At 46.1% G+C, this 19,171-nt stretch carries 13 protein-coding genes; 6 read left to right on the forward strand and 7 right to left on the reverse strand.

The genetic code is table 11. The features are described from left to right. Positions 1-188 precede the first annotated feature (188 nt). Positions 189-2,237 (reverse strand): serine/threonine-protein kinase, encoded by a 2,049-nt coding sequence (locus QT994_RS22660; RefSeq protein ID WP_333178457.1) that lies wholly within the window; start codon positions 2,235-2,237, stop codon positions 189-191. Between the two features lie 428 nt (positions 2,238-2,665). Between QT994_RS22660 and msrP the strand changes: the two genes are divergently transcribed. Continuing rightward, positions 2,666-3,649, forward strand: a complete 984-nt coding sequence (gene msrP, locus QT994_RS22665) for a protein-methionine-sulfoxide reductase catalytic subunit MsrP (protein ID WP_333178460.1) — start codon at positions 2,666-2,668, stop codon at positions 3,647-3,649. Positions 3,650-3,830: 181 nt separating this feature from the next. Continuing rightward, positions 3,831-4,496 (forward strand): Uma2 family endonuclease, encoded by a 666-nt coding sequence (locus QT994_RS22670; protein WP_333178463.1) that lies wholly within the window; start codon positions 3,831-3,833, stop codon positions 4,494-4,496. 100 nt (positions 4,497-4,596) lie between these two features. Here the strand turns inward: QT994_RS22670 and miaA are convergent, their stop codons facing one another. After that, on the reverse strand, positions 4,597-5,499 hold the full coding sequence (miaA, locus tag QT994_RS22675) for a tRNA (adenosine(37)-N6)-dimethylallyltransferase MiaA (protein ID WP_333178465.1): 903 nt from the start codon (positions 5,497-5,499) through the stop codon (positions 4,597-4,599). A gap of 258 nt (positions 5,500-5,757) precedes the next feature. On the opposite strand from miaA, the gene gyrB reads away from it, so the two are divergent. From gyrB to QT994_RS22690, 3 genes are all read left to right on the forward strand, one after another. Next, on the forward strand, positions 5,758-7,698 hold the full coding sequence (gene gyrB, locus QT994_RS22680; RefSeq protein ID WP_333178468.1) for a DNA topoisomerase (ATP-hydrolyzing) subunit B: 1,941 nt from the start codon (positions 5,758-5,760) through the stop codon (positions 7,696-7,698). Positions 7,699-7,932: 234 nt separating this feature from the next. Next, positions 7,933-8,649 carry a heme oxygenase (biliverdin-producing) gene (locus QT994_RS22685; RefSeq protein ID WP_333164570.1) on the forward strand — a complete coding sequence of 239 codons (717 nt, stop codon included), beginning with the start codon at positions 7,933-7,935 and terminating at the stop codon, positions 8,647-8,649. A gap of 65 nt (positions 8,650-8,714) precedes the next feature. Beyond that, a complete protein-coding gene (locus tag QT994_RS22690; RefSeq protein ID WP_333178471.1) occupies positions 8,715-8,840 on the forward strand; it encodes a hypothetical protein in 126 nt (41 codons plus the stop codon). Positions 8,841-8,988: 148 nt separating this feature from the next. On the opposite strand, the gene QT994_RS22695 is transcribed toward QT994_RS22690, so the two are convergent. After that, positions 8,989-9,642, reverse strand: coding sequence for an S-layer homology domain-containing protein (locus QT994_RS22695; protein ID WP_333178474.1), 654 nt, complete (start codon positions 9,640-9,642; stop codon positions 8,989-8,991). 217 nt (positions 9,643-9,859) lie between these two features. Next, a complete protein-coding gene (mfd, locus tag QT994_RS22700; RefSeq protein ID WP_333178478.1) occupies positions 9,860-13,426 on the reverse strand; it encodes a transcription-repair coupling factor in 3,567 nt (1,188 codons plus the stop codon). Between the two features lie 289 nt (positions 13,427-13,715). Between mfd and QT994_RS22705 the strand changes: the two genes are divergently transcribed. Next, the gene (locus QT994_RS22705; protein ID WP_333178518.1) at positions 13,716-15,047 is read left to right on the forward strand and encodes a hemolysin family protein; all 1,332 of its coding nucleotides are present in this window, start codon (positions 13,716-13,718) and stop codon (positions 15,045-15,047) included. 213 nt (positions 15,048-15,260) lie between these two features. Here QT994_RS22705 and QT994_RS22710 read toward each other — a convergent pair whose 3' ends face one another. The 3 genes from QT994_RS22710 to QT994_RS22720 are packed head-to-tail and all read right to left on the reverse strand — an operon-like array spanning position 15,261 to position 19,170. Continuing rightward, positions 15,261-16,592, reverse strand: coding sequence for a hypothetical protein (locus QT994_RS22710; RefSeq protein WP_445243939.1), 1,332 nt, complete (start codon positions 16,590-16,592; stop codon positions 15,261-15,263). Positions 16,593-16,598: 6 nt separating this feature from the next. Further along, positions 16,599-17,924, reverse strand: a complete 1,326-nt coding sequence (locus QT994_RS22715; RefSeq protein WP_333178482.1) for a hypothetical protein — start codon at positions 17,922-17,924, stop codon at positions 16,599-16,601. Positions 17,925-17,943: 19 nt separating this feature from the next. Next, positions 17,944-19,170 (reverse strand): SGNH/GDSL hydrolase family protein, encoded by a 1,227-nt coding sequence (locus tag QT994_RS22720; RefSeq protein ID WP_333178485.1) that lies wholly within the window; start codon positions 19,168-19,170, stop codon positions 17,944-17,946. Position 19,171 lies beyond the last annotated feature (1 nt).

A 19,171-nucleotide genomic window follows, 5' to 3' on the forward strand; every position in this document is an offset into this window, starting at 1 on the left:
GTTTAACTGCTTATCAATCCATTCAACAAGCTCTCTCTATTGATGGCTCCCTTTTTTCCCCTAGTTGAGCAATTACGTCCTATATATGAAGGTTGACTTAAGAAAAAGACAGCCACACCACCTAATCAGAGTTTGTTGAGACTGTCCTTTCTTAAAAGTGTATATCTAACTCCGGGCGATCGCAAAAATCAAGGAGACAGCCGCCACACCTTAATCGTGTCGTCAAAACTGCCGCTGATCAGAGTTTTGTCCTGAGGATTAAAAGCCAATTCCACCCAAGTAGAATGACCCTTCAGCGTGCCGGCGATTTCACCCGAACTCATGTGCCACAGCTTAATAGTCCCGCTCAAATCGGCGCTAGCAAGCTTGTCTCCGTCTGGACTGAAAGCTAGAGACTGAATTCGATCGGCATGACCGTTAAAAATCACTTCACCCTCGGGTGCGGGGCCGTGTTCCTTGGTGATATCCCAAATCCTCACCGTATTGTCCCAGCCCCCACTGCCCAAAATTTTACCGTCAGGGCTGACAGTCAGAGCCGAAACAGCATCGGCATGACCCGTGAGAGTGGCTTGGAATTCCCCAGTCTTCCAATTCCACAGCTTGATAGTACCGTCGCCGTTGCCAGTAAAGAGAGTGTCTTTATAGGGACTGAAAGCCACCGAATGTACCTGGTCAAAAACCCCTTGGAGAGTTTCCAACTCGGCACCGTCTTCGACTTGCCACAGCTTCAAAGTATTGTCCTTACCGACACTGGCGAGGGCTTGGCCGTCTGGACTGAAAACCACCGAGAACACGCCGTCTGTGTGGCCGTCCAAAGTCCGAATTAACTTGCCCGAATAGAAATTCCACAATTTAATCGTACCGTCAGCGCTGCCGCTGGCGATCGTCCTGCCGTCGGGACTGACTGCCACCGACCACACCGGCCCCAAATGTCCTGCTAAAACCTTGAGCAGCTTGCCGTGACGCTTGTGCAGCAGATGAATTGTGCCATCGTTATTGCCGCTGACTATCACGCGGCCGTTGGGAGCGACTGCTACCGCCCAAACCGGGTTTTTGTCTTGATCCGCCAGAGTCCGCACTGCGGGCCCGGACTGGGACTCGCCACCACTGCTGAAATCCTGCATCGGGGGCGGATTGAACCGAATTTCGGGAATGCTAGAAACAGGCTCAGAAGAAGTGAAAGCCTGCGGTGCAGGAGATGGCAAGCGAACGCCCAGCACTACGGACAGCAGGGCAACCGTACTTGCTCCCCACATGGCCAAAGTCCACTTGGGTTTGCTGAGAATCACGTCTACCGGTGCCGGGCCGTATTTCATGTCTGTGAGAATTGCCTCGGTCGATCGATAGCGTTTTGATGGTTCTCGCTGCACCATTTTATCCAGAATGCGGCCGAGTCGCGCCGAAACTGGTACTTTCAAATAATGTCTCCAGGCCCAACTGTCGGCTTTGATGTCAAACAAATCAAAGGGCGACATTCCCGTTAACAGGTGAATGCAAGTGAGGCCCAAACTGTAGATGTCGCTGCTCTTAATTGCTTGGCCTTTAATTTGTTCCGGGGCCGCGTATTCCGCAGAACCTGTCACCGTTTCTGTTTTGAGCGGGCCACTATTAGCCGGAATTGCCGCCCCGAAATCGACTAAAACCAGCCCCGAGGCACTTTCCTGAGACACTCCATGTAAATGCTCTTTTCCTGCCAAAGCTGGGGATGCTTGGGGAGTTTTGCGGTGAATAATATTGGACGGTTTGATATCTCCGTGAATCAGTTGATTTTCGTGAACAAATTGCAGGACTGGCAACAATTCGCTCAGCAGATACCAAATTTGAATTTCTTTAACAACACCTTTTTCTGAAAGCCGATCGGCCAAATTGCGGCCTTCGATGTATTCTTGCACTAAATACTGGCAGCCTTCGACTTCAAAAGATGCCAGCAGTTTGGGTATTTGGGGATGTTTCCCCACCTCGCCGAGAACTGAGGCTGAGCCGCGAAATGTCCGGTTTAGCTGTGTGCGACCGTCTGTGGCTGCTGCTGAGCCGCAGAACTGTTGAATGACGCAGCGGGGTTGCGAAGGTTGGTCTTCATCGACTGCTAAGAAGGTGCGGCAAGTGAGACTTTGACCGAGGGTGTGAAAGACTCGGTAGCGGCCTTTTAGCAGCAAGTTCGACTCGCAACTTTTGCAGACTGTCGCGCGATCGAGATTTTGGGGATTCTGGCAATTGGGATTGGTGCAGTAACTCATTTGTCTTTCCGCTGGAGACCCCCGTCCGACATACTTGCGGGTGGGGGAGGAAAGCGGGGCGGTGCGTGCCGCTTCCTGTGGACAAATTCAATAATTGGAATCTTTGCTTTATGATAATTGTTTCCCAGATTTTCGCCACAATTGCACGCGGGTGATCGTGCGTAAATAATTGCTGACTTTCCTGCGAGCGAGGTTTAATAGGCAGATCAAGTGATCCGCCCGATTCGCTGTTACCGAATTACGTTATACTGTCATTGCGAATACTTTCAGGGCGATCGCAGCCAAGCAAAGCAATGGCGACGCATTGCCAAATATCCGCGATTATTTGTTCTATGGAGTCAATCTCAAATATCAAATATCAAATCGACTAACAGAGTAAAAATTAGGCAACTTTTGCCAAACTAACTACTAACTTTTAACTATTACTTATGCCGTTAATTCGCGTTCCCAAACCTTGGGAAATTCTCGAACCCCAAATTACCCCAGAAACAGCATTTCTCAACCGCCGCCGCTTCATGACAAATTTAATTGGCGCCGGCGTGACTGCTTCGCTGCTGCCGCTGACCGGCTGCCAAACCAATGCTAGCTCAAAAACTGCTCTAGAGCAAAGCTCAACCCAAGCATATCCGGGATTGATTCGGAATCCGGCCTTTGCAAAAGTCGATCGAGCGATTACCGACGAAGCCTTAGCTACAAAATACAACAATTTTTACGAATACGGCGGCACCAAATCTATTTGGCAAGCTGCTCAAGCTTTGCCAACAGAAAACTGGAAAGTAGAAGTAGGCGGTTTAGTAAAAAATCCCCGCACCTATGATATTGACGACCTCTACAAAAAATTTCCTATCGAAGAACGAGTGTATCGATTTCGCTGTGTAGAAGCCTGGGCGATGGTAGTTCCTTGGGTCGGATTTCCCATGAAATTACTGATGGCTGATGTCGAACCGCAATCGAGAGCTAAATTCGTTCGCTTCACCTCATTTTACGACCCCAAAATAACTCCCGGCCCCGGTTTGATGTCGCAATTTTATCCTTGGCCTTATACCGAAGGTCTGCGAATCGAGGAAATGGCCAATGATTTAGCATTTTTTGCCACAGGTTTGTACGGCCGGCAGCTACCAAAACAAAATGGTGCGCCGCTGCGGCAAGTGATTCCTTGGAAATACGGTTTTAAGGGCGCAAAGTCAATCGTAAAAATTGAATTTGTAGAACAACAGCCCGCCACTTTTTGGAATACAATCGGCCCCAACGAATACGCTTTTGAAGCAAATGTCGAACCCGACAAACCGCACCCCAGATGGTCGCAGGCCAGCGAACGGATAGTCGGCCCCGGTAACAGTTGGTCGTGGGAAACTCGCCCGACTTTGCCCTATAACGGTTACGGCGAATATGTAGCTAGTTTGTACAGTTAATTTACGGATTTCCTCTCGTTTCTAGGCTCTGCCTAGGAACGCATATCCGGAGGCTCTGCCTCCCTATTCCCGCGAGGCTCTGCCTCGGATTAGGCATTCCCAGACAGAGCCTGAGAACGAGAAAAAAACCTCCTATTATCCTCTATAATAAAAATTGATGAAGCTACCAAGGAATTGTTAAATGGTAACAACAACATCAACTCCCATCGAGAAGCAAACTACCCCAGTAGAAAACCGAGTTATTTTAAAAGGTGTCAGTTGGTCAACTTTTAAAGCATTGCTGGCCGATGTTGGGGACGATAGAGCTTGGAGAATTGCTTACGATAAAGGAGTATTAGAAATCAGGATGCCGCATCTAGAACATGAAGTTCCGAAAGGACTGATAGAAAGCTTTATTGAAGCTACAGCAGATGAGCTAGAAATCGAAGTGATGAAAGCTGGTTCTCTGACTCTAGAACGGGAAGATTTAACTCGTGCTGTCGAACCTGATACTTGTTTCTACATTCAAAATGAAGCCAGCATCAGAGGTAAAAGAGACATCAACCTCCCAGAAGATTTGCCGCCTGATTTAGCAATAGAGTCGGATTACACGAATTCTTCAGTTAATAAAGATTCCATATATGCTGCTCTTGGTGTTCCCGAACTTTGGAGGTATCGGCGGGAATCTCTGCAAGTTTATCAACTTGTGGAGGGAAAATATGAAATGTGCGATCGCAGTTTAGCTTTCCCCTTTTTACCCGTTGCCGAAATCCCGGGTTTCATCGAACAAAGCAGAACAGTCGGACAGCGTGCGGCTGTGCGTTTGTTTCGGCAAAGAATTAGAGAAATTTTACTCAGTCAAAGTTAAGGAAAAAAGTAGACTTACTTTAGTTAAAAAACTAACCCACCAATTTAACTGACATCTGCGTTAATCTGTGGTTTTAAAAATTTTGAATTTCCATTTGAAATCACTTGAGAAACTGCTGCACTCTCTGCCAAACTCGCTCCAATAAATCTGGCGTGCTAACATCAAACCATTCAATTTCAGGATACGCTCGAAACCAGGTGCGCTGTCTCTTCGCAAATTGCCGCGTGTGCAAAATTGTTAATTCTTTGGCTTCTTCAAGCTTAATGTCGCCAGCCAAATATTGTTTCATTTCCTGATAGCCCAGCGTGTTCAACAGTGGCAAGTCGCAGCCGTATTTTTTACACAAATATTCTACTTCAGCGATCCAACCATGTTCTAGCATTTGTTCGGTGCGCTGTTTAATCCGATCGACCAAAACATCGATCGCGCAATCCAACCCAATTTGTAAAATAGGATAATTGGGAGGATTTTCGCCCTGCTGTTCGGAAATAGGGCGACCGGTGACATAAAATACTTCCAGTGCCCTCAAAGTTCTTACTGGGTCATTGACGTGAATTTTCTCAGCAGCAGAGCGATCGACCTGCTGCAACATGGCGTAACATTGAGATTGTCCGAGTTCCGCAAGTTGCGATCGCAATTCCGGCATCGGCCCAACCCTCGGAATTTTCAAACCCCTGACTACAGATTTAATATATAAGCCCGTCCCTCCAACCAATAACACAGGAGGAGACGGCGGAAAATCGACAGCAGCAATTAATTTTTGAGCTTGCTGCTGGTACTCTGCTAGTGTCAGAGTTTCTGTCGGATCGCAGATGTCAATTAAGTAATGCGGTACACAAGTACGATCGACCGCCGTCGGTTTTGCCGTTCCGATGTCAAATTCGCGGTACACTTGACGGGAGTCCGCACTCAGGATCGAGGAGTGCAGCCGCCCCGCCAAAGCCAAAGCCACTCCCGACTTCCCCGTGGCCGTCGCCCCGCAAATCGTAATTAATTTAGGCATAAGCTGTCGCACATTTCCCTATAAAAACTCTCAAATCCTCTCCTCTCCATGCTTTCTCCTCTCTCCATCCACTGATTCACCGCGATCGGCCTGGGCAGTCCTCAAGCAATCTCAAAACTATTCCCCTCCCTCCCCCCAATAAATTTCCCTTCAGAAAGCCCTAGCATCGCCTTTAACGGTTTTGTGCTATAATTTTAGGAGTTTTCCCATTTTAGAAGCTTTCGGGGCTTTAGGCCTCATTATTGGAGCTATTTTTGTATGACCAGCAGCTACAGCGCCGACCAGATTCAAGTTCTCGAAGGTCTCGAAGCAGTCCGTAAACGACCGGGGATGTACATCGGTACCACCGGCCCGCGAGGACTCCACCATCTAGTTTACGAGGTTGTGGACAATTCCATTGATGAGGCGCTGGCTGGCCACTGCACTCACATCGAGATTGACATCAACGCCGACGGTTCCGTTACCGTGACAGACGACGGCCGGGGTATTCCCACCGGCATCGTTGCCAAGACTGGCAAATCGGGAATAGAAACAGTAATGACTGTACTCCACGCCGGCGGTAAATTTGGCGGTGGTGGGTACAAGGTTTCTGGAGGATTGCACGGTGTAGGTATTTCTGTTGTTAACGCGCTGTCCGAGTGGGTAGAAGTGACAGTTTGGCGCGACCAAAAAGAACATTTACAGCGCTACGAAAGAGGCAATCCAGTTACCGAACTTAATGCCAAGCCCCACAAAGGCACTCGCACCGGCACTTCAGTTTCTTTCTTGCCAGATACTCAAATATTTAGCACTGGTATTGAATTTGATTACACTATACTCGCTGGGCGCTTGCGAGAATTGGGTTATTTGAATGCTGGCGTTAGAATTACATTTAGCGACCACCGTTTGGAACTGCTTAAAAGTAGCGAACCTCGCATCGAAACATACTGTTATGAGGGCGGAATCAAGGAATATATCGCCTACATGAACCGCGAAAAGCAGCCTCTGCACGAAGAAGTGATTTACGTGCAAGGCGAACGTAACAACGTGCAGATAGAAGTAGCTTTGCAGTGGTGCGTCGATGCTTTTAGCGACAATGTTCTCGGTTTTGCTAACAACATTCGGACGATCGACGGAGGCACCCACTTAGAAGGTTTGAAGGCTGTTTTGACGCGGACGATGAATTCGATCGCCCGCAAGCGCAACAAAATCAAAGAAAACGAGCCCAACCTCGCCGGCGAAAACGTTCGCGAAGGTTTGACAGCAGTGATTTCGGTCAAAGTCCCAGATCCGGAATTTGAAGGCCAAACTAAAACTAAGCTAGGAAATACAGAAGTTCGGGGAATTGTCGATTCCTTGGTAGGCGAAGTATTGACCGAATATTTAGAGTTTCGCCCCCAGGTAGCTGACGCTATTTTGGAAAAAGCAATTCAGGCATTTAAGGCCGCTGAAGCCGCCCGTCGCGCCCGCGATTTAGTGCGCCGAAAATCCGTCTTAGAATCGTCTCCTTTGCCCGGTAAACTAGCAGACTGTAGTTCCAGAGACCCCGCCCTGTCTGAGATCTACCTGGTGGAAGGGGATTCTGCAGGCGGATCGGCCAAACAAGGGCGCGATCGCCAATTCCAAGCAATCCTGCCTTTGCGCGGTAAAATTCTCAACATTGAGAAAACCGACGATGCCAAAATCTACAAAAATAATGAAATTCAATCGTTAATTACAGCCCTGGGTTTAGGCATCAAAGGCGAAGAATTTGATCCGTCGCAATTGCGGTATCACCACATCGTAATTATGACTGACGCTGACGTAGATGGCGCGCACATCCGCACGCTGTTGCTAACCTTTTTCTACCGCTATCAGCGCGCACTTGTAGATCAAGGTTACATCTATATTGCCTGTCCTCCTCTCTATAAAGTGGAACGGGGACGCAATCATTACTACTGTTACAGCGATCGCGAAATGAACAATCTCGTCCGCAATGAATTTCCGGCGAATGCTAACTACACCATCCAGCGGTTCAAAGGTTTGGGCGAAATGATGCCGACACAGTTGTGGGATACGACGATGAACCCAGAAACTCGGACGCTGAAACGGGTGGAGATTGAAGACGCTGCTGAGGCCGATCGCATCTTTACGATCTTAATGGGCGATCGTGTCGCCCCCCGCCGCGAGTTCATCGAAACCTACGGCCCCAAACTCAACCTCCTCGACTTGGACATCTAAATTAGTCCTTAGCTAACAGTCGATGACGAACGACTAAGGACTAAACTTTTGCAGCAGTTTGAACCCTTGTGCCTTCCGAGGCACAAGGGTTTCTGCCGTTTGAGGCCGGTAGATTTTGTTATAAAAATTAATACAATCTCTCATCAAATCGATCTAAGGTAAATGCTTAGGTAATTTTTAGATTTTTGGCGCATCCATCAGCTACCACAAAAATAGAAGGTTGGACAATATAGCATGAGCATCAATTTAGCGACCAAATTGCGTGAGGGAACGAAAAAGTCCCACACAATGGCAGAAAACGTTGGTTTTGTCAAGTGTTTTTTAAAAGGCGTTGTAGAAAAAACTTCTTACCGGAAGTTAGTAGGAAACCTCTACTTTGTCTACTCGGCAATGGAAGAGGAAATGGAACGCCAAAAGCAGCACCCGGTTGTTTCAAAAATTAACTTTTCTGAGTTGAATCGCAAACAAAGCTTAGAGCAAGATTTATTTTACTACTACGGTGCGAATTGGCGGGAACAAGTAGCTCCGTCAGCCGCAGCTAAAGCTTATGTGCAGCGCATTCACGAGATTTCGGCGACAGCACCAGAACTGTTAGTAGCTCACTCTTACACTCGCTACCTTGGCGATTTATCCGGCGGACAAATCCTGAAGGGAATTGCCCAGCGCGGGATGAATCTTTCCGAGGGAGAAGGCACTGCTTTCTATGAATTCCAGGATATTCCTGATGAAAAAGAGTTCAAAGCTAACTACCGTCAGGCAATGAATGAACTGCCCATTGACGAAGCCACAGCAGAGCGAATTGTTGACGAAGCTAATGCAGCTTTTGGCATGAACATGAAGATGTTCATGGAGTTAGAAGGCAATTTGATTAAAGCAGTCGGTCAGATGCTTTTCAATACCCTGACGCGGAAGCGCGGTGGCGCCAGTACCGAATTGGCTACTGCTGATTAAGCCAACATTCATTGGCAATAATTTGAGCCTCGTTTAAGAGGAAAAACTTAAATCCTGGGGGTTTGATGGCTGCTTTTACAGTCACCAAATCTCCGGGATTTTGCATGGCGGGCGATCGACTTTTTCTAGAAGAAGGAAGAAGGAAGAGGGAAGAGGGAAGAAGGAAGAAGGAAGAAGGAAGAAGGAATTAAGAATAAGAACGTCGTAACCGTCAAGACGGTTCCCACAACTTACAACTAAGCTGGTGTGCATTTAATTTTCACAATCCTGTTTATTGAAACTCTTGTGGGGTGGGCATCCTGCCCGCCCAAAAAATTTAATTTAAATGCAGAACAACTATCACCGCCCCATGCCGCGATTAGGAGGCTCCTCGTTTGGGACAGGCAAAGAAGTGGGCCTTACTTGCCGCTCCAAATACTTGCTCAAAGCGTAAGCGATATCCCCACGAGTCATCGGCTTCAAAGGATTAATCTTATTAGTTCCGAGATCAACATTAACAAACCCTTCATAAAGTGCAGTAGCCAGAGACTTTCTAGCCCAATTAGGGATTTCGCCTGCATCGGGATACTTAGCTAAAATCTCGGAAATGCTGGCATCGGGAAACTGAAAAACCCCGTAAGCTTGAGCAAAAATCGCCAAAGCTTCAGCGCGCGTCACCCTTTGATTTGGGAAAAACATTCCGTCGCGATATCCACTCATCGTTCCCGTTTTCAAAGCAGTTTGAATCGCACTGTAAGCCCAGTAACTCTTCGGTACGTCCGGCAATTCAATATCCGGTTTTTGAGCGGTTTTCCGGCGTTCCAAACTAAAAGTTTTCACTAAAATCATCGCCAAATCGGCGCGACTGACAAGGCCCTCAGCATTAAAATTGCCACTAGCATCTTTATTCATCAATCCTGCACTCACAACCCGATCGATCGGGTCAATTATTTGTTGAGATTGAACAGCCATTGGCACTCCTTGCACTAGCGCGATCGCCAAAAAAATACTCACTAACCTTTTCACGATTTTAATCCTTTCTGTCGCTAAAACAATCATGAAAACAGCAGTAATATTTTTTCCGGTTCTCTCGGTATTATTCTGTCGTTTCGGCGGTGCGCTAGATTTGGGGATTATATAGCAAAACCATTTGATTTGTAAACAATCGATTCAATCATCACAAGCGTTTCAGGTTGTTCTACATTCATGACTCAAATAGACTTGCTATATATTAAAATCCAACATTTGCTTCCGGCAAAGCGCCCTGCATTTTACCCAACCAATCAATCAAATTATCCAATTGCTTTTGGGCCGTCAAAACCGCCATACCTCGAATAGTAACCTTCCCCTTGCTGTAGACAAAACGAGAGCGCAAATGTTCCGGCAAATTAGCTTTGAGCAAATTCCAAGCAGGCTCTTCCATCGAAGTTTCCAAAACTATGTGCTGCTTATTCTCCGGTTTAATCCGAGAAAAACCAATTTTTTTAGCGATTTGTTTAAGTTCAACCACACGGATAAGTTGCTGGGCTGGAAGAGGAATTGGCCCATAACGATCGCACCAATCAGCCTGAATCTGCTGTAACTCTTCTGGGTTATTAGCAGAAGCCACAGACCGATAAGCGCTCATCTTTTGATCTAAATCTGCGATGTAATCTGCAGGAATAAACGCCGTCAAAGTGAGGTCAATTTGCGCGTCCTCCACTTTCGGAATTTCCTGACCCTTAATTTCCCGAATAGCCTCCTCTAACATTTCAGCATACAAATCAAAACCGATCGCCTCCATTTGACCAGATTGTTCAGTACCCAAAACATCACCCGAACCGCGAATTTCCATATCTCGGACAGCCAACTGATAGCCTGAACCCAACTGCGCGAACTCTTGAATTGCCCGCAACCTCTGCCTTGCAGCATCCGACAGTTGGTTCTGCTTGGGATAAAACAGCCAAGCATGAGCTTGAATCCCCGCGCGTCCCACCCGTCCCCGCAACTGGTAAAGCTGACCCAAACCAAAGCGCTGCGCGTCTTCAATTAAAATGGTATTGACTCGCGGAATATCCAAACCCGACTCAATAATCGTTGTGCACACCAAAATATCGAAATCTGCCGCACTGAAAGTCAGCATGACCGATTCTAATTCCGAAGCATCCATTTGACCGTGGGCGATCGCAATTCTGGCAGACGGAACCATCTCCTGCAACTGAGCGGCCAACTCATCAATCCCCTCAATCCGCGGCACCACGTAAAAAACCTGACCGCCCCTGTCCAACTCTTGACGAATTGCCGATCGCACCACTTCCGGGTTATAGGGAGCCAAATGCGTCTGAATCGGGCGCCTGCTGGGAGGCGGAGTCGAAATCAAACTCATCTCGCGAATCCCCGACAGCGACATATACAAAGTCCGAGGAATCGGCGTTGCTGTCAAAGTCAAAACATCTACCTCTGTTTTGAGAGATTTAATCGCTTCCTTTTGCTTAACTCCAAACCGCTGTTCTTCATCCACCACCAACAAGCCCAAATCTCGAAATTTAATCGCCTTGCTCAAAACAGATTGAGTACCGACAATCACATCTAATTCCCCAGTCGCCAAACGCTTGTGAATTTCCCGGCGCTCGGTTTCAGTGCGAAAGCGATTGAGCAAACCAACTTCGATCGGATAAGGGGAAAAACGCTCCGAGAGCGTGTGATAGTGCTGTTGGGTCAAAATCGTCGTCGGCGCGAGCAAAGCCACCTGCTTGCCCGCCGTAACCGCCTTAAAAATCGCTCTCAGAGCAACTTCTGTCTTACCAAAACCGACATCACCGCAGACCAAGCGATCCATCGGGCGATCGCCCTCCATGTCGCGTTTCACATCCTGAGTTGCCTTCAACTGATCCGGCGTTGGCTGGTAAGGAAAAGAATCCTCTAATTCTTGTTGCCAAGGCATATCAGGAGGAAAAGCGTAACCTGTTTGTTTAGCTCTTTTAGCATAAAGATTCAGCAAATCCACTGCCAATTTCTTAACAGCTTTGCGAACCTTTGTTTTAGTTTTTTCCCAAGTTTGGCCTGTCAGCTTGTTGAGATCCGGTACTTTATCGCCTACCGTCCGAAACCTCGACAAAGCCCCTAATTGATCGGCCGCCACTCTCAGGGTACCATCAGCGTATTGAATCAATAAATACTCGCGAGTTTCCCGGTCGATAGTCAAACGTTCTAACTTAATAAATTTGCCCACTCCATGCTGGCGGTGAACCACATAATCACCCGGGCTTAATTTATTCGGGTCTACTTGCTTAGAAGCAGCGCGGCGGCGCTTGCGGACGTAGCTAAAAGTAGCTAAAGAATGCTGACCGTAAAATTCCCGATCCGTAATTAAAACAATCCGAAAAGTCGGCAGAATAAACCCTTCCAATTCGGCCAGCCCGCTGTACTTCAAAGCCACGGGAATGTGCTGCAATTGCAACTTATCGATCGCCAAATAATCGCGCGGATTCACCACAAACTGAGCCGGACAGTCGTGTTCCGAGAGCAGAGAAACCGATCGGCTCGGTTGAGCAGAAACCAGGAAAATGGTAAAACCCCGATCGCGCTCTTCCCTGAGCATTTGAGACAGCTTCGCAAATTGGTGAGGCATCACGGGCACAGGTCGAGAAGCCAAATTAATCGCAGACGGTAGCTGGTCGCCATCCCCAGAGCTTTGAGATTTTTTAGTAGTAGAATCTTCTGCCAATTCTGAAAGTTCTAGCCGATCGAAAGCTGCGACATCTGCCATAGATTCAGCAAAAGTGCGGTGAATTTTCGGAACTTTCAAATTAGCAATTTGCAAATTTTCTGTTTCCGCCTCCGCAACTTCCGATTCGCGATTGCAATTATTCCACTGTTCCTGTGCATTCTCAAACCAGCGGTCGCTGTGAGCTTCGCACCCTTGGGGTTCGTCAACAACAACTAAAGTATTTTCTGGCAAATAATCCAACAAAGATGCGGGTTTTTCAAACGCTAAACCCAACAGCCGACGGACAAATTTTTCGGTTTCATTTTCTGTGTCAACAGAGCCTAAGTGGTTGATTTCGTCAACCTTTTTTTCAGCTAAAACTGCTTTAATAATTGTGTTAAAATTAGTAGGAGTTAAAACTAAGCGATCGACCTTATCGAGCGATCGCTGCGAAGACGGGTCAAACTCCCGAATTTGCTCCAAATCATCCCCAAACCACTCCAGCCGCACCGGCAACTCAGCCGCCACCGGAAATACATCGACAATATCGCCCCGGCGACTCCACTGACCCTCCATTTCCACCAGAGCTACCCGATCGTACCCCATCGAAACCAGTTGGCGATCGAGTATCTTCGAGTCTTGAACCGCACCTCGCTTCAGCGTCAGACAGTAGGGTTCAAAAGCAGCAGGCGGCGGCAAGTGAGACTGGAGAGCTCTTTCGGTAGCTACAATCGCGATCGGCTTCGACTGATTGGCGGTTTTTTCTTCCTTATCCACCAAATCCGCCAGCACCTGCATTTGCCCCCACGTCATTTCGTTCTCGTCGGAGTAAGATAGCTCGTAGGGCGAAGCCTCCGAAGTCGGGTAAAAATGTACGGTTTGCCAGCCCATCGCCTCTAAAGAGGCCACCCAGCGGCCGGCTTCTTCTAAAGTAGCCGTTACTGCCAATAAGTTTCGCCCCTCTTGCTGGGCGAGGGCGGAAGCTACTAAACCTTTGGGCAAGCGGGCTATGCCGGACAGTTGCACGTAGCGATGGCGCTTGAGCTTGTTGAGGAGTTCTGTTGCTAGGGGCGATCGCCCCAGGGTACGAATTATTGAAGAGAAAGTCATGCGCTTTTAATTTTAATCCCCGATCGGCGAAGGCTCTTTCCCTTTGCCTGTTAAGGAGATTGTACGACAAACATCCATGATTGTGCCGATCTGCTGTTGACGCCTGGGAACTGAACTGGGGATAGATTTTTGCTCTAATATATCCAGGCTGCGATCGCGATCGAGCCCGGGACGTTAATCTAGTGACAGGTTTAGAAAAAATTTCGATTTTGCGATCGAGATTCGCAGCTTGCAGGCTTCTCCTTTAACCTGGCAGCGCACTTCGCCTTTACCACCGAAAATTTTAGAAATGTCCCCAAGTACCGACCTTCTGATTGTTCTCCTGCTGGTTTTCCTCAATGGCGTGTTTGTGATGTCAGAGATGGCCATCATCTCAGTACGGAAGGTGAGACTGCAACAGATGGCAAACCAGGGTTCAACGAATGCCCGCGTAGCTTTGGATCTGGCTAATGCCCCAAATCAGTTCTTGCCGACTGTTCAAATCGGGATTACGCTGCTGGCTATTCTGTCGGGCGCTTTCGGAGAAACGACCATTGCTAAAAGAGTAGAGCCTTTGTTGCGGCTGATTCCTGCCCTGGCGCCATACTCTCACACGATCGCCTCAGTCATCGCAATTTTAACCATAACTTATCTGACCATAATTATTGGCGAACTCGTGCCGAAGCGGCTGGCCCTCAACAACCCTGAGCCGATCGCCTCAAGCGTCGCCATTCCCATGCGAATGCTCTCAAAAATAGGCGCTCCTGCGGTTTATGTTTTAAGTTATTCCACGGAATTAGTGCTGCGGATCATGGGGATTTTGCCCTCGACGGAACCGCAAGTCACAGAAGAAGAAATTAAAGTTTTAATAGAGCAAGGAACCGAAGCCGGCACTTTTGAAGAAGCCGAACAAGATATGGTGGAAAGAGTCTTTCGTTTGGGCGATCGGCGAGTCAGCGCCTTAATGACCCCGCGTCCCGATCTTACCTGGCTCGACCTCGACGACTCAGTAGAAGAAAACCGCCAAAAAATGCTCGGCAGCGGTCATTCTCGGTTTCCAGTGTGTCAGGGAGGGCTCGACAACGTTGTCGGTTTAGTACACGTTACTGATATGCTGTCTCGGACTTTAACTGGTCAACCCCTAGATTTAAGCGCTTCTTTACGACGACCGTTATTTGTACCGGAAAGCACGCGGGGTTTAAAAGTATTAGAACTTTTCAAACAATCTAGCAATCAAATTGCCTTGGTAGTAGACGAATACGGGGTAATTCAAGGATTGGTTACAGTCAACGACATTTTAGTGGAATTGGTGGGCGACTTTCCCTCGATTGAAGATGCTGACGAGCCGGAAGCCGTGCAGCGCGAAGACGGTTCTTGGCTGTTAGACGGAATGCTACCCGTCGAAGATTTTTTTGAGCTGTTTGGAATCGAAGAATTGTCAGCCGACCACAAAGGAAGTTACCACACAATGGGCGGTTTTGTGATTACTAATTTGGGCAAAATTCCCACATCAGCCGAGCATTTTGAGTGGAATGGTTTGCGCGTGGAAGTAGTCGATATGGACGGTAACCGAGTTGATAAAATCTTGGTAATGCCGATCGACTCAGCGGGCGATCGAGCTAGAACAGAACCAAAAACCTAAAAACCGTCACCGTCAATTGTTCTCATCAGCCCAGATAAAAAGTACCTTTCCTTCTTCTGGGGCGGGTTTGAGCAACAATTTCGGCAATTCAAAATATAAATAAATCGGCCTCCAGTCCTACGGTACATTTGAATGTACATTTGGATTTACCGTGGGGTGGGGGCAGGTTTTTGAGATTGTTTCTTTGATTAGTTGATCGTTAGTGGAAGCCCCCTACTTCTTCTTTTTTATTTCATCTTTCCGCAAAGATTCCAGAATAGAACGACCTACATAATTGCTGAAAACCACCTTTCCAGCTTGATTGTAGTGGCAGCAGCTATCTACATAAACAGCCTCTTTAGTCCGATCAAATACATTTACAGCATTCAATATATTAATATCATTTTTTTCCAAATTCGGAAACTTTTTGAAAAGAGCCGGATATCCAATTTGTACAGATTTAGCATAAGGAGTATCCTTGTTAAAAGCAATCTGCTTTTCTGCTTCACCAAACACCCTTTTCGTCTGATAATATTGATTAGGCTGAAGAACCTGAAAATAAGGCACATTACTAGCTGACAGCACTTTGTGCATAAAAATTGAACTTTTTGCCCAATTCCCTGCCATTTTTTCAAAAGCTACGGAATCCGGTAAAACTGACTTATTAGTATTGATATAAATAACGCTGCCACTGTCATCTTTTTGTTGTTTAGTGCGTTCTTTTTCAAACTTAATGACATCGGTTTTATAGTTATTAACTAGATTTTGAACGTAAACAGAAGTTAAAGCCTCGCACACCGCTAAAGAGCAGTGTTGCAAACTTTCCAAAGCCTGATTAATCCTAGTTTTATTTTCTTGAATTCTGAGGGTTGCTTCCATAGCCTTAGTAGAAAGGCTATTATTCGCGAAGTTAGCCAGCGGCAAAATATGCTGAATGCTTGGCATCGCCAAATCGACTTGATTTTTATTGTTTAAATTAGAAAGTGCTACTTCATTAAAACCATCTATATTAACGACCATATCTAATTCTTGACCTAAAGCCAAAAAGTAGTTTAAAATTAATAATTGCTGCGGCTGTTTGTAGCCTCCCGTTGCAAAAGACAAAATTACAAATTCTTTATCTTTTAAACCGGGCAACTGCTTGAGGTATTTAGGTAAAATTTGATTCTGAACTTGAAATATTGCATAATCGGAAGCCACAGAACCGCCAAAAACTCCTATAAAAAACTGATTTTTTTTAGTTTTTTTTAGAGGATAATCGTAAGGAGAAATAAACCCATAATTATTGACTTTAAAACCAGGCCGAAAATCAGCGCTGGGTTGTTGAATAAATCCAAAAAAAGGATGAAACCTTTCGACAATAGACTTGTTCAGCCGCACTCCTTCTAAATTAATTCCTAAATCCGACTTATTTTGCGTCTTTTCTCTAGTATAGAAAAATTGCTTGTGCTTGACAAAATACCATCCCAAGGAGCCGAGTTCGAGGAAAACGAGTAAAAGCACTAAGTTAACGAGAGCGACCTTTAAAACTTCTGGCCAGGTTTTGAGAAACTTTAAATCTTTCATAAATATCTATTTCGACTTTCTTACTACTTTAATAATCGAACTGGAAACATAGTTTGCTAATACTTCCTCTCCCACTGAATTATAGTGGCAGCACGCATCTTTGTAAACCGTCTCTTTTGTATTGTCTAAAATATTCACTGCGCTAAAAACATTAACCCCAGCTTTTTGCAAATCATCCACTTTTGACAACAGCACCGGATAACCTTTGTTTACCCCTTCAATGTAAGGACTCTCTTTGTTAATCGCGATTTCCTTTTCTTTTGCGGTAAACGCTCGCTTAGTAGGATAATACTGGTTGGGCTGGATAAAGTGAAAATACTTAATCTTTCTACTTGATAAAATTTGATTCATCCCGATCGACGATTCGTACCACAGAGATGCCATTTTGTCAAAAGCAGCGGCATCCTGCAAAACAAAGTCAGCTTTGGGAATGTATACTATAGCGCTATTTGCCGTGTCTGGGTTGGATGGTTTGACTTGTCTATCGTACTTGACAACGGCTTGCTGGTAATTGTTGAGTAATTGTTTCACCTGTAGCGAGGTGACAGCGTGACACAAAGCAAGTTGACAAGTTTGCAATTTGTCGATACCTGCTTTCAACTGTTTTTTGGTTTCGTTAATTTGCACGATCGAACTCATCGCTTCCGGTGACAAGTTGTTGTTGGCTAAACCAGTCAGAGGCTGTATGTGCTGAACGCTGGGCATTCCTATGTCTACTTGAGCTTTGTTGTTTAAATTTGACAGTGCTACTTCGTTAAAACCGTCAATATTAATGACTAAATCTAATTCTTGACCTAAAGCCAGAAAGTAATTTAAAATTAATAATTGTTGGGGTTGTTTGTAGCCGCCATTGCCAAAATTTAAAACAATAATTTCCTTGTTTGCAAATTCGGGGTAAGCCTTCAATTTGTTAGACAATCTGCGACTTACGTATTCATCAACTGCAAAGTTATTCGCAACTGAACCGCCAAAAACTCCGATAATCACTTGATTTTTATTGGTTTTAACAAACGGATATTCGTAGAGTGAAAAAAAGCCGTGTTTGTTGACTTTTAACTTTAATTTTTCATTGGTAAAAGCACCTTGTTTGAGTACATATCCAAAAAATGGGTGCAGTCTTTCTACGATAGATTCATCAAGTCTGATGCCGATCCTTTCAATATCTTCTACTACTTTTTCTTTGGCTTTTGTTCGGGTATAAAAAAACTGCTTTTGGTTAATAAAATAAAAAGCTAGCGACAAAGCTTCCAGACAAATAAAGGCGATAGCCAAATTAACAGCGATTAAAATCAACAGATTTTTGCCGTTTTTTAGTACCGTTGAATGTTTCATAAAATTAGACGAATTACGGTTAACGCTGTGGCAGTTGAGACTGCTTCAATTGTTGGCACAAATTTTGGCTGATTTTGATACTAGCCAGGCGGTGTCCGAGTTCGTTCCAATGGGCGCCGCAGGGTACAGAATTGTCAAAACCGTGGGCGCAAACTTGATATTTTTCAGCATAACTTTGGAACTGTTCGGCTAAAGTTAATACGCGAAAACCCTCGCGATTGCCCAACTTTTCCAGCCTCCGGTCAGGATAAAACAAATTCTGAATATTGTTTTCCTGCATAAAGTTTTTCCGCTTCGCCGGATCGCGATCGACTTGGATCGGATCGCCAATAACTACCAGCAAGAAATCAGCATTTTTCTGCACTACTTCATTCCGCAGCGTCACGATCGAACCCTCAGTCACCCTCCAAGCATTTTCCCAAACTGCATCCTCTGGAGGCTTGAGATTTTTGGTACTCAAAGCCGTAAAATCCTCAGACAACTGCCGCTTTTTCATCTCTATATCGGCTTTTTTCACAACCTGCAAAATCCGGGAATTGTTGACAAGCCACGTTGGTAGCCTGTCAACAAAGGAAACTGCTCTTTCGTTGCGCTCGATCGGCGCCCGATTGCGAAAAGACATATCTGGTACTAACTTACCGCTAGCATCATACACAAAAAATGGTCGGTAAAGGTCATATTCCAATTTGGGCGAATTGTTGATGATATCGTTGCCCGTAAAAAAGGCAAGCACTACAATATCTGGATTATAATCCCACACCTTTTTTCGCAGCATAACTAATTCTTGAGCTGTGCCGTAACCCTGCACCCCGAAATTAATTACCTCAACATTTTTTCGCCCTTTTACAGCCTCGCAATTTCCCAATTTTCGTTCTAATTTAGACCAGAAAGTTTGTTCGACAGGTACGTGAATTGCTTCGGTGAAAGAATCGCCCAAAACGGCCACCCGCAAAGTATTTGGAGGTTTTGCTTTTGTGTGTTCACGATCGCGCAAACCCTCGCTATTCACCTGCACAAAACTCGCACCTTCTTCTTTCCAATCCCCCGACACACCCGGTTTGAGCTTCCAGCCCAAATCCGGATCGGAAGTGTGGAAACGAGTCGGTGCCGACTCTCCAAAATCTCCTATTTTTGGATAGCCTTTAATCCCCGCCACCCGCAATCCAACTTCACCAATTATCACCCCCATCAATAAACCGCTGAGTGCCAAACCCAAATTGGCACCCAAATTTTTCAACTTGCTCATT

Source organism: Microcoleus sp. S13_B4 (assembly GCF_036700885.1).
Classification (GTDB): domain Bacteria; phylum Cyanobacteriota; class Cyanobacteriia; order Cyanobacteriales; family Microcoleaceae; genus Microcoleus.